The sequence below is a fragment of the Microbacterium sp. Z12_35 genome (assembly GCF_058310475.1).
Window position 1 is genome coordinate 335,708 of sequence record NZ_JBZEGJ010000002.1, and the last position, 12,047, is coordinate 347,754.

Genomic DNA, 12,047 nt, shown 5'->3' on the forward strand with positions numbered 1-12,047 from the left:
TCGTCGGCAGCGGGTGGCCCGCCATCCGTCACAGGTGGTGCACTTCGTCGCCATATCGGCGACTGACCTCCGATTCTCGACGTGGACCTCGAGCGAGGTGTCCCCCAGGTGTCTCCCGCCTCGCTGCAGAGGTGCGCGCAGCCGTGAGTCTCGTCTGCGCGACCCGGGCTCACGCAGCCGTCTCAAAGGCCGACATGCACCTGACGTGCCAGGGCCCGGCTCTGCGGTGAGAGCCGGACCCTGGCACGGTCATTTCAGTCTGGGTCGCACACGAGTCGTGGACGACCTCCGTAGTCCGGCTACGCAGCGCCGATAGCGGTCACGAGTGTCGGGCGAGGTTCGCCCGCAGGACCTCTTCGAGATTCAACTCCGCCTCCCGCGTGGGAATCCCGGCGGCGAGTGCCGCCGCGGCAAGCTCCCCAGACGCGGGGGTGAAGGTCACCCCGAGCAGGCGGTCCTCCGCGCGCAGTGCGTCCTCGAGCGTGCCGTCCGCCGCGTCGATCGCTTCGGTCGCTGCGGCGCGGACACCGTCGGGCAGAGTCGCGATGATCCGTGCGACCCGATCGACGAATTCGTCCAGCTCTGCGGCGGGCAGGGCTCGGTTCACCCATCCCCACCGCTCGGCGGTCGCCGCGTCGACGAGCTCGCCCGTCAGCACGACCTCGAGGGCGCGCGCGCGACCCACGAGGCGGGGGAGGTGGGCAGTTGCACCAGATCCCGGAACGATGCCGATCAGCGCTTCGAACTGGCCGAACGCCGCCGTCTCGAGGGCCGCGAATCGCAGATCCAGGCTGGAGGCCAGTTCGGATCCACCTCCGCGGGCAAATCCCGCGACCTTGGCGATGGTGGTCTGAGGCAGACGCCGCCAGCGTTCATGGAGCCGCATCATCGGTCCGGTCCCGACGAGCGTCTCCTCCGCGATCGGGAGGGCGGCGTACGTCGCGGGGTCCTTCACGAATGTGAGGTCACCGTGTGCCATGAAGAACTCCGGATTGGAGCTCTGGAGCACAATGACGTGCAGGTCGGTATCGTTCTCCGCCGATGCTGCGACGGCGTCCAGGTCGATCAGGAGCTGGGCCGTAATCAGGTTGACGGGCGGAACATCCATCGAAACCCACAGGACTCCGTCCTGGCGCTTGAGATGGAGGGTGGGCAGGGACTGTTCAGTCATGAGATTCCTTAACGTGAGGTATCTCTGGTATACCTGGTACATGATGGGTACTTCAACGAAACCTGGTATCGGCGAGGATCGCACCAATCGCGACACCATCGTCGGCCCTCAGCGCGAGCTCCTCGATCAGCTACTGGACAAGTGGGGTCAGCTGCTGCTGGCCGCGGTGTGCCACCAGCCGCGACGCTTCAACGAGCTCAAGCGAGAGCTCGATGGGGTCACTCAGAAGTCGCTCACCCAGGCGCTGCGGCGCTTGGAGCGCAACGGCCTCGTTGAGCGCCGGGTGCTGACGCAACGCCCGATTGCTGTGGAGTACCGGATCACGCCGCTGGGTCGCACGCTCGAGGAGCCCTTCTTGACCCTGCGCGCCTGGACGGTCGACCACCTGGCCGAAGTCGAACGGCACAGGGACGCATACGACGAGGCAACCGGCGCCACCCCCGCCTGGTGACTCCAGCCCCCCGTTCGGTGCGACACCTCGTGACAGCACGGGACCGTTTCGGCTGGGAGCCTGAGGCGCGCGCTGAACCAGCGTGTTCCGCGCCGGTGTGCAATCTTCTACGTGGTGGTGGTTGCCCTCGCACGCCTAGTCCGGGGGCTGGGCTATCGGGTGCGACGCTGTGCTGGTGTGGGGCGTGCGACCTTCCCGCCGAGGTCGCACGGCCCACGGATGATCAGAAGGCTGACGTGGTCTTCGACGGTATTGGCAAGAAGACGCCGTTCGCCCTGGACTGCCCAGCACTGGGCGCCACCACCTAGCGACTCGTGGGGGCATGCTCCGCTGAGGCGTGCCACACCAACTCGTCGCGTCGGCGCAGAACCTCCTGATGCAGGGCCAGGCGAACGGCTCGTACGTCCACCCGATCGATGGACTGCTTGCGAAAGGCGAGAGAGACATCGGCTCGCGCGGGAGGCATTCTGGCGGACACCCGCCACAATTCGGGTGCGGTGTCAGCGATGAACTTGGGCAGCAGTGCAACTCCCGCGCCCTGCCGGGCGGCCTCGAGCAGCGCGAAGATGTTGGTCGACGCGAAAGCGACCGACGCGCCAGGTACGTAGGAGCGTATCTCGTGCTCCTTCACGCGTTCCAGCGAGTCGATCATGTAGATCAGTGGATGGTGCGCCAGGTCCTCGGCGGATCCGGGGTCACCGTGCTCGGCCAGGTAGGCGGCGCTTGCGTAGAAGGCTGAGTCGTATCGGCAGAGCTTCTCGGTGAAGAGGGCCGACGAAGGAGGTGCTCCCAGAATCAGGGCGATGTCGAAGTTTGTCTGTCGAAGGGTGAGGTGCTGGGCACCTGTCACCAACTCGACGTTGAGTCCGGGATGCTGCACACGCAGCCTGGTGAGCGCGGGAGTGACGAAACGCGCGCCGAACCCGTCCGCGGCCGAAAGCCGGATTGTTCCACTGATCCCGTCGGTGGCGACCCCTGCGATGGACTGCGCGGCCCGTTCCACGGCAATCTGGATGGTCCGCGCGTGCTCGGCGACCCTTCTCCCTTCTTCCGTCAGTACCCACCCCTCATGACCGCGCCCCACCAGGCGTGCACCCAGCGCCGTCTCAAGCGCCCGCAACCGTCTTGAGACGGTGCTGTGGTCCACACCGAGGCTGCGAGCCGCCCCCACCAAGCGACCCGTGTCCGCCACCGCCGCCAGGTATCGAAGATCATCTGCGCGGATGCTACGGATGTCGATCTCATGTGCCATTGTTGGGCCTCCGTTGCGCAAGAGTGCAGAGACGTTGTGCGCTTCTGCCCCTTTTTCTCGCCGTTGCCGCACTCCTACAGTCGGAGCGTGGCCGTCGGGCGACCAGCCATTCAACGCGGAGATGAATGTCGGAGCACGCCGCGTCCGCTTGAGGATCGGCACAACCACCAACCCACGCCGGAAGCAAGGAGCGATCGTGCACGTATTCATCATTGGCGTCACCGGTGGCGTCGGCTCGTTGGTCGCGCGTGACCTGCGGAGGGGAGGAGACTCCGTCACCGGACTCGTGCGGGCGGAATCCCAGCGAGACTCGCTCGCCGCCATCGGAGCGAGCGCCCAGATCGGCGATCTCATCGCCCTCACGGCGGAGCACCTGGCCGCCATGATCGGGACGGCCGACAGCATCGTCTTCGCTGCCGGCGCGAGCGGAGGAGGCCGGGATGCGACCACCGCGATCGACGGTGACGGTGTGGCCAAGGCCATCGCCGCCGCACAACTCACCGGGCGCCGCATCCGGTTCGTGCTGGTGTCGGTCTTCCCGGAGGCCTGGCGTGAGCGGAATCTGGGGGAGGGTTTCGACCACTACATTCACGTGAAGAAGACGGCCGATATCGCCCTCTCGCAAAGCGGACTCGACTGGGTGATCCTTCGCCCATCCGCCCTGCAGGATGGGCCGGGCGAAGGATCGGTGGCGCTGGGCTTGGCGGAGATCCACGACGAGATCGCCCGCGCCGACGTCGCGGCGGCTCTGGTGGAGATCCTTCACGAGCCGCGTATCACTCAGGAGATCCTCGAAGTGACGGCGGGGGACGTTCCCATTCGCCAGGCCGTCGCGGGCGTCATTCGCACGGGCGGGAGCCTGCCAAACGGGTGACGCCGGCCCGACGAGGCTTGCAACTGACCGGCGTCGTCCGCACGGGCGGGAAGCTGCCATACGTATGACGCCGGTCAGTCGGGCTCGTCGAACGTGATGATCTGACGGATGGCACGTCCGTCGGCCAAGTCGTCCATGGCCTGATTGATACCCACGAGGGTCGTGCGCCCGGAGATCAACTGCTCCACGGGGAGGCGCCCGTCGCGCCACAGCTGGGCGTACGCGGGAATGTCCCTGGACGGCACCGCCGATCCGAGGTAGCTGCCCTCGATGCGGCGCGCCTCCGCGGTGATCACAAGGGGATTGATGACGGCCTCGGCACGGGGATGGGGCAGTCCGACTGTCACCGTCGTGCCGCCGACGGCCGTCAACGCGATCGCGGTCTCGAACGCGCGCGTGTTCCCGGCCGCTTCGATCACGATGGGGGCTCTGATCCCCGCCTCCAGCGCCTCGGCGGGGGTCAGAGCTTGGGAAGCACCCAGTCGCAGCGCGTGTTCGAGTTTCTCCGGTACCGCGTCGACCCCGATGACCGCGCCGTTGCCGAGGGAGACGGCCGTGATGAGCGCCGCCATCCCCACGCCGCCCAGGCCCACCACGAGAACGCTGTCACCAGGCTGGGGTCGACCCGTGTTGATGACGGCGCCGCCGCCGGTGAGGACGGCGCATCCGAGCACGGCCGCGACATCGGGCGGGACGTCGTTGCCGACAGGCACGACCGAGCGGCGGTCCACGACAGCGTGGGTGGCGAAACCGGAGACGCCGAGATGGTGATGCACCTCTTCGCCGTCCAGGTGCAGCCGGCGAGAGCCGCTCATCAGCGTGCCCGCCGTGTTCGCCGCCGTGCCGCGCTCGCACGGCAAACGGCCGTCGGTGAGGCAGGCCGGGCATTGCCCGCACCGTGGCAGGAACGCCATGACGACCCGTTGCCCGACGGTGAGGTCGTCGACTCCCTCGCCGAGATCGATCACGATGCCTGCCGCCTCATGCCCGAGCAGCATAGGCAACGGGCGCACCCGGTTGCCGTCGACGACCGACAGGTCCGAATGACACAGTCCGGCCGCCTCGATCTTGACGAGCAGCTCGCCGGGCCCGGGCGGGTCGAGTTCGAGATCCCGGATGGTGATGGGTGCGGAGGCGGCGAAGGGTCGGGGCCGCCCGGCGTCTTCGAGGACGGCGCCAGTGATTCTCATGTTCTCTTCCTGCCTTCGAGTGGTCTCAGCCGTGGAGGGTCGGGTCGAGGGCGAGGTACTTGGTCTCCAAGTACTCGTCGATGCCGAAGTGGCCTCCCTCGCGGCCAAGCCCTGACGCCTTGAGGCCGCCGAAGGGCGCGCCGGCCTCGGACACCAACCCGCGGTTCACTCCGATCATGCCCGCCTCGATACGGGCCGTCGCGTCCAGCGCGCGGGAGAGATCCTGCGTGTAGACGAACGCCGCCAACCCGTAGGGCGTCGCGTTGGCCTTCTCGATCGCTTCGTCGTCGGACGAGACCACGGTCACTGTCGCGACCGGCCCGAAGATCTCTTCGCGGATGATGGACGCGGAATCGGGGACGTCGGTGAGAACAGTCGGCTCGTAGAAGTAGCCCTCGCCGGGGATGATGCGACCCCCCGTATGTACACGCGCACCCGATGCCACGGCGTCTTCGACGAGCCCGTGGATGCGGAGGCGCTGGCGCTCATCGATGATGGGGCCGATGCCCAGGGCGGTGTCGGTTCCACCGCCCACGGGGAGCGCTTTCGTGCGCTGCACGAAAGCGTCGATGAATTGGTCAGCGACGGCTTCGTGCACGATGAAGCGGTTGGCCGCGACGCACGATTGCCCGCTGTTGCGGAATTTCGCGATCATCGCCCCGTCGACGGCCGAGGGGACATGCGCGTGCTCGAGGACGAGGAAGGGACCGTTCCCCCCGAGCTCCATGGACGAGCGCAGCACATGGGCGGAGGCCTGCTCGAGCAGTCGGGAGCCGACCGCCGTGGACCCCGTGAAGCTGACCTTCCGCAACCGCGGATCGGCCATCAGTGTTTCGGACACCGCTGCCGCACGCGTCGTCGGCAGCAGGTTCACCACGCCGTCCGGGACGCCCGCCTGCTCGAGCACCTCGACGAGAAGAGCCATGGTCAGCGGCGTCTGCGCCGCGGGCTTGATGATGGTCGTGCAGCCGGCGGCGAGAGCGGCTCCGAGCTTGCGCGTGCCCATCGCAAGCGGGAAGTTCCACGGCGTGATGAGCAGCGACGGACCGACCGGCACGCGCGTCGTCGCGATCATGAAGTCACCGCGTGGCGATGAGCCGAACTCGCCGTGCACATGTGCTGCTTGCTCCCCGAACCAGCGCAGGAACTCGGCGCCGTAGTCGACCTCGGCGAGGGACTGGGTGAATGGGCGCCCGACCTCGGCCGAGATCACGGCGGCGAACTCCTCCCTTCGCGTCGTGACGGCCGCGAAGGCAGCCTGCAGAATCGTCGCGCGCTCACGAGCAGACGTGCGCGCCCATCCGGGCTGCGCGGCATCCGCGCTGCGCAAGGCCGATACGGCGTCGTCGGGCGTCGCGTCCGCCACGGTGGTGAGGAGCCTGCCCGATCCTGGGTCGATCACTTCGAAGCGGGAGGTGTCGGAGGCGTCCTGCCAGTGACCGGAGATGTGGAGTCCGGTCGTCACCCGCGTGCCCGCGACGATGGCGCTGGCCTCCGACAAGGATGTGGTGCTCATGATCCTGCTGTCCTCTCCGCGGCAATGTCGTGAACCGTCGCCGGGATAGCCGGTTCACATTTGGAACTTGGATCCCGAATGTGAAACAGAGGTTGACACAGTGATCACCACCGTGTCAACAGCAGGATCTCAGCTGAGAGACATGCGGCGTGCGGCGTCCAGCGCGGCCTCGCGGATAGCGGGGAGCCGGTCGGCGGGGAGGTCGGCGCGCGGTATGCATACCGTGACGGCGCCGAGCACGTCACGACTGCGTCCCCATATGGGAGCTGCCAGGCACGAGAGATTCGCCGTCGATTCTTCGGACTCCGTCGCGTACCCGAGCCGGCGTACCTCGTCGAGTTGGTCCAGGAGCTGGTCCCGGTCGGTGACCGTGCGCGGTGTCAGGGCGGGCAGGCCTCCGGCCATAGTCTCGTGGAGCGCCTGTTCGTCGGAGAACGCCAGGATCGCCTTGCCGGTGGCGCTGGCGTGGGCCGGGAGCGTCCGGCCGGCGTAGCTGACGAGGCGCACTGGCTTCGTGGACTCGATCCCGGTCAGGAAGGTGACTTCGCTCCCGGTGAGGACGCCGAACTGCGCGGTTTCGTTGAGCGGCCGCAATACCGGTGCCGCTTTGTCGTGGAACCTGCTCACCAGCAGCGGCGTCTGGGAGATCCGCGCATAGTCGTCGAACTTCTGACCGAGACGGTATCGACGATCCCCCTCTCCGCGTCGGACGGCGCCTTCCATCTCGAGTGCGCGTAAGAGCCGGAAGACGCTGGACTTCGGCAGGTTGACGGCTGCGACGATGTCTGTCATCCGCATCGGTGCCGAGGCGAGCGCCACGACGTCGAGGATCTGGAAGGCGGCATGGACGGCGCGGGTGCCTTCCGAGGGGGCGGTTTCTGGGGAGGCGGCGATGCTGGCCACGGGGGTCTCCTGTCTTCGTCACCCTCCTGCGCGGGCAGCCGGGGTGCGGACTCTTGACAACCAGTCTAGGTCCGTGTCATTAATCACATGTGAACCTACAGTTCCAATAATGAAACTGTAGTCGACACGCGGAGCCGGGGATCCCGCGGCACATTCAAGGAGATGGCGATCAATGACGACGACACACACCCCTGCCGCCACCGAGACGCGTGGGGGCATGGCGCGGGTTGCTGCGGCCAGCTTCATCGGCGCTGCGATCGAATACTACGATTTCTTCCTGTTTGGAACGGCAGCGGCGTTGATCTTCGGGCGACTGTTCTTCCCCGGCGCCGATCCCCTCGCGGGGACGATGCTGGCCTTCGCGACCTTCGGCGTCGGCTTCTTCGCGCGTCCGCTCGGCGGAGTGATCGCCGGTCATCTCGGCGACCGGATCGGGCGCAAGAAAACGCTCGTGGCCACCTTGCTGGTCATGGGAATCGCGACGACGGCGGTCGGACTGCTGCCCACCTATGACGCGATCGGCGTTTGGGCGCCGATCGCGCTCGTCGTCCTCCGTCTCTGCCAGGGCCTCGGTGTGGGAGGCGAGTGGGGAGGCGCGGCGCTTCTGGCCGTGGAGCACGCCCCCGCCGCGCGAAGGGGGTTCTATGGGAGCTGGCCTCAGATGGGGATCCCCGCGGGTCTCCTGCTCTCTTCGGCCGCATTCGCCTTGGTGAACCTGCTCCCGGACGACGCCTTCCTGGAATGGGGCTGGCGCCTGCCGTTCCTCGCCAGTTCGTTGCTTGTGGCGACGGGACTGTACATCCGCGCGAAGATCAGCGAGCCGCCGGCCTTCCAGAAGATCATCGAGAGTGCGGCCCAGGTGAAGCGGCCGCTGGTCGAGGTTCTTCGCAAGCATCCTCGCGATGTCATCGTCATCGCGGGTATCCGCTTCGCCGATAACGTCCTGTACTACGTCTTCGCGACCTTCGGGCTGACCTACATGACGACTCAACTCGGGTTGCCCAACAGCGTCGCCCTCGCAGGAGTGCTGACCGCATCGGCGATCGAACTCGTCACCATGCCGTTCTTCGGCGCGCTTTCTGACCGGCTCGGACGCAGGCCAGTGGTCGTGACGGGGACCCTGGTGATGATCGCCATGGCATTCCCGTTCTTCTGGCTGGTCGGCACCGCGAACCCGTGGGCGGTGATCCTCGCCTGCGTCATCGTTCTCGCTCTCGCCCACTCGATGGTGTTCGCGCCGCTGTCTGCGTGGTTCGCGGAGCTGTTCGACGCGGAAATCCGGTACACCGGCGTTTCCGTCGGCTACCAGCTCGGCTCTCTCCTGGCGGGAGCGCCGGCTCCGATTCTGGCGGCGTACCTGGTGGCGGTGAGCGGCGGTGCGTACTGGCCGGTGGCACTCATGGTCATCAGCGCCGGCGTCGTCACCCTGATCGCCGCGTTCGCCGCGCGACGGGGCGATGCCGGTGCGAGCCGGCGCGGCTGACCGTGCCTTCGAGCGGGCACATCTCCCGACTGACGCCGGATGTCACGGACCGCCCTCCGTCTCCGCGAAAAATCCCCCGGTAAGCCAGGGGATTTTGGTTCTGGTGATGTTACCGGTCAATCCCCTCAGCCGGGCCGTGCAGGCCCCAGGTGGCCCCCGGCTGATTCTGCCGCTTCTGCGTCGGCGAGACGCTGAAGATGGGCTCGGCGTTGGCCCTCGCCGAGGATGTGAGCGTAGAGCTCGGGCTGGACCGAGCACTTGGTCCCGCGTCCCTGGCCCTGGAAGGTGCCCGGGCCTACCGTTGTCCGCGTGGCCAGCCCGCGGGCTCGGCTCACACCGACACATTTGGGATGACCGTGCGTCGGCGTCCGTCCGGCGCACCCCATAGACGGGAGCTTCCATGAGCGATCTTCAGGCCGACAATGACCTCACGCCGCGTTTCGCGCGGCCGGGCGAGGCTACCCTCGCCGCGCGCCACGTGATTCCCCAGGAGGAGTCCCTTCCCGACACTGCCAAGCAGATCGTGGACGACGAGACGATGCTCGACGGCAACTCGCGGCTCAACCTCGCGACCTTCGTCGGTACGTGGATGGACGAGGACGCCAAGCAGGTGTACGAGGCGTCCTTCGATAAGAACATGATCGACAAGGACGAGTATCCGCAGACCGCGGCCGTCGAGGACAACTGCTGGCACATGCTCGCGAACCTGTGGAACGCGCCCGACGCGTCCCGCAGCATCGGCACGTCCACGATCGGCTCCTCGGAGGCCTGCATGCTCGGCGGCCTGGCCTTCAAGCGGCGCTGGCAGCATTCCCGTCGCGCCGCGGGCAAGGACACGTCCAAGCCCAATCTGGTGATGTCGTCCGCGGTCCAGGTGTGCTGGGAGAAGTTCTGCAACTATTTCGACGTCGAGCCGCGGTTCGTGCCGATCAGCATGGACCACAAGACGCTCGACGGGTACGACCTGGAGAAGTACATCGACGAGAACACGATCGGGGTCGTCGCGATCATGGGAGTCACCTACACCGGCATGTACGAACCGGTGGCCGAGATCGCCCGGGCGCTCGACGCCATCCAGGCCGAGAAAGGGCTCGACATCCCGATCCACGTGGACGGGGCATCCGGCGCGATGATCGCCCCGTTCCTGCAGCCCGATCTGGTGTGGGATTTCCGGCTGGAGCGCGTGCACTCGATCAGCACGTCGGGCCACAAGTACGGTCTGGTCTACCCGGGCCTGGGCTGGGTCGTCTGGCGCCACACGCAGTGGCTGCCCGACGACCTGGTGTTCAAGGTGAGCTACCTGGGCGGTGAGATGCCGACCTTCGCCCTGAACTTCTCCCGCCCCGGTGCCCAGGTTCTGCTGCAGTACTACATGTTCCTCCGCTTGGGGTTCGACGGGTACCGTGCCGTTCAGCAGACGTCCCAGGACGTCGCGAAGTACCTGTCCGCCGGAGTCGCGAAGCTCGACGCGTTCGAGCTCTGGAACGACGGCAGCGACATCCCCGTCTTCGCGTGGTACCTGAAGGACGGGCACACGAAGAACTGGAACCTCTACCACCTGCAGGACAGGCTGCGGGAGAAGGGATGGCTCGTCCCGGCGTACCCGATGCCCGACGACCTCGCCCAGCTGACCGTGCAGCGCATCGTGGTCCGCAACGGCCTGAGCATGGATCTCGCGGCCGAGCTCCTCGCCGACATCCAGACCGAGACCGCGTACCTCGATGCCCTCGAGTCGGCCATGCCGGTCGAGGGTCAGCACCCGGCCTTCCACCACTGAGGCATGAACATGTCACTCCCGCGCGCAGGGCGTCGCGGAAGCTGACCTCTTCGATGTCGATGCTGTCGAGCGCGCCGAAGCGCGCGCCGTTCGGGTCGTTTTCGCTGGTGTCGTTGCCCGACCACCCCCGCCGTCTTCGTGGACGCTCAGGCGGCCGTGAGCCTCGATGAATCCCGCAAGCACCCAGCGGCCGGTGACGTCGGCGACGCGAGCGCCCTCCGGGATGGGGGGTCGGCCTCGGCGACGGCGGAGATCACTCCGTCAGCGACGACGACCGTTCCGTTGATCGAGAGCAACACCCACGGGAGTCCCGCCGGCTGGGCCGTCGGCGCCGACCTGCATCGGGGGTCGATGGTGTCGTCGGGTCCGAAGAAGTCCTCGAACCAGCGCGCCCGTCGCTAAGGAGCTTCGACCCCGATCGGCGCACCCACATGCCGACCGAGCGAAGCCTGTGCCGTCCGAGGCGCTCGACCCATCCTTTCTGGAACGCTCGGAATAGAAGTCGTTCGGGCGCGGTTCCCACCCACTGAAGCGGCCGCCACAGCCAGACCGTGGAGGACGTCCCTATCACCAGCAAGTGCACACCCCCGGGCCCCGGGGACAGAAAGGAAGACCACCATGTCCATGTCTGAGAGCGAGATCCGCGACGTCTTCGAGCGCTACATCGAGGCGCTCAACGCTCACGACTTCGACCGCATGACCGAGTTCGTCCACGACGAGCTCGTCGAGAACGGCAAGCCGGTCACGCGCGAGCACATCATCGCCGAGCTGAAGGGGCACGGCGACGCCGTGCCGGACTACGAGTGGCGGCCCCAGGACATCGCCATCGACGGAGACCGCGTCGTGGCCCGCCTGTACAACAAGGGCACCCACACCAAGGAGTGGTTCGGCGTCGCGCCGACGGGCAAGACGTTGGAGTTCGCCGAGTACTCGTTCCACAAGCTCCGCGACGGCAAGTTCTACGAGATGAACTACCTGATCGACTCACAGGCAGTTCGCGACCAGCTCGACATCTGACACCGCTGGCATCTGGCCGGTAGGGCCATCAGCCCTCGTCGGGGTCCTGCTTCCCGAGTCGGTGAGACCGGCTCGGGAAGCAGGACGAGCCCATGCGAGGCCGGGTTTCAGCCGAGGAGGCCCTGCTGGCTCGACTCGCAGCACCGGCTGGTCATCAGTGGCTTCTGGACTTCTGGGACGAGGGCACCACTGCGCCTAACGCGCGACCCGCGCCACCATAAACGCGTCCATGATCTATGCGCACACCGGGCTCAAGTGACCCGCAAGTGACCCCGAGCATGCCGAGGCACGCGATCAACATGGTTGCCCGCACGCATAGAGGGTGAGGAGTGTCACGCGAGGACTGAAGGAAATACCTGATCAAGCCCAAGTGCTTGCACTGGCCTTGGCCCGATTGGCGACCAGGCTCGTCT

11 protein-coding genes are annotated in these 12,047 nt (G+C 66.9%); 6 read left to right on the plus strand and 5 right to left on the minus strand.

Annotated elements, in window-relative coordinates; genetic code table 11:
* Positions 1–319: 319 nt before the first annotated feature.
* Positions 320–1,171 carry an enoyl-CoA hydratase/isomerase family protein gene (locus AC4FS1_RS14430; RefSeq protein ID WP_491156257.1) on the minus strand — a complete coding sequence of 284 codons (852 nt, stop codon included), beginning with the start codon at positions 1,169–1,171 and terminating at the stop codon, positions 320–322.
* A gap of 40 nt (positions 1,172–1,211) precedes the next feature.
* On the opposite strand from AC4FS1_RS14430, the gene AC4FS1_RS14435 reads away from it, so the two are divergent.
* Positions 1,212–1,622, plus strand: coding sequence for a winged helix-turn-helix transcriptional regulator (locus AC4FS1_RS14435; protein WP_491156259.1), 411 nt, complete (start codon positions 1,212–1,214; stop codon positions 1,620–1,622).
* Between the two features lie 304 nt (positions 1,623–1,926).
* On the opposite strand, the gene AC4FS1_RS14440 is transcribed toward AC4FS1_RS14435, so the two are convergent.
* Positions 1,927–2,874 carry a LysR family transcriptional regulator gene (locus AC4FS1_RS14440; RefSeq protein ID WP_491156261.1) on the minus strand — a complete coding sequence of 316 codons (948 nt, stop codon included), beginning with the start codon at positions 2,872–2,874 and terminating at the stop codon, positions 1,927–1,929.
* Between the two features lie 196 nt (positions 2,875–3,070).
* Here AC4FS1_RS14440 and AC4FS1_RS14445 point away from each other — a divergent pair, with 196 nt between their 5' ends.
* Complete coding sequence (locus tag AC4FS1_RS14445; RefSeq protein WP_491156263.1) at positions 3,071–3,748, plus strand: NAD(P)H-binding protein; 678 nt, start codon at positions 3,071–3,073, stop codon at positions 3,746–3,748.
* Between the two features lie 74 nt (positions 3,749–3,822).
* Here AC4FS1_RS14445 and AC4FS1_RS14450 read toward each other — a convergent pair whose 3' ends face one another.
* The 3 genes from AC4FS1_RS14450 to AC4FS1_RS14460 form a co-directional block, all read right to left on the minus strand.
* The gene (locus AC4FS1_RS14450; protein ID WP_491156264.1) at positions 3,823–4,938 is read right to left on the minus strand and encodes an alcohol dehydrogenase catalytic domain-containing protein; all 1,116 of its coding nucleotides are present in this window, start codon (positions 4,936–4,938) and stop codon (positions 3,823–3,825) included.
* Positions 4,939–4,963: 25 nt separating this feature from the next.
* Positions 4,964–6,454, minus strand: a complete 1,491-nt coding sequence (locus AC4FS1_RS14455; RefSeq protein ID WP_491156266.1) for an NAD-dependent succinate-semialdehyde dehydrogenase — start codon at positions 6,452–6,454, stop codon at positions 4,964–4,966.
* 129 nt (positions 6,455–6,583) lie between these two features.
* Positions 6,584–7,357: an IclR family transcriptional regulator gene (locus AC4FS1_RS14460; protein ID WP_491156267.1), complete on the minus strand. Its 774-nt coding sequence runs from the start codon at positions 7,355–7,357 to the stop codon at positions 6,584–6,586.
* A 172-nt stretch (positions 7,358–7,529) separates the two neighbouring features.
* Between AC4FS1_RS14460 and AC4FS1_RS14465 the strand changes: the two genes are divergently transcribed.
* From AC4FS1_RS14465 to AC4FS1_RS14480, 4 genes are all read left to right on the plus strand, one after another.
* On the plus strand, positions 7,530–8,840 hold the full coding sequence (locus tag AC4FS1_RS14465) for an MFS transporter (protein ID WP_491156269.1): 1,311 nt from the start codon (positions 7,530–7,532) through the stop codon (positions 8,838–8,840).
* A gap of 400 nt (positions 8,841–9,240) precedes the next feature.
* Entirely contained in the window at positions 9,241–10,617 is a 1,377-nt protein-coding gene (gene gad, locus AC4FS1_RS14470) for a glutamate decarboxylase (RefSeq protein WP_491156270.1), read from the plus strand.
* A 156-nt stretch (positions 10,618–10,773) separates the two neighbouring features.
* Complete coding sequence (locus AC4FS1_RS14475; protein ID WP_491156272.1) at positions 10,774–11,019, plus strand: hypothetical protein; 246 nt, start codon at positions 10,774–10,776, stop codon at positions 11,017–11,019.
* Positions 11,020–11,235: 216 nt separating this feature from the next.
* On the plus strand, positions 11,236–11,634 hold the full coding sequence (locus AC4FS1_RS14480) for an ester cyclase (RefSeq protein ID WP_491156274.1): 399 nt from the start codon (positions 11,236–11,238) through the stop codon (positions 11,632–11,634).
* Positions 11,635–12,047 lie beyond the last annotated feature (413 nt).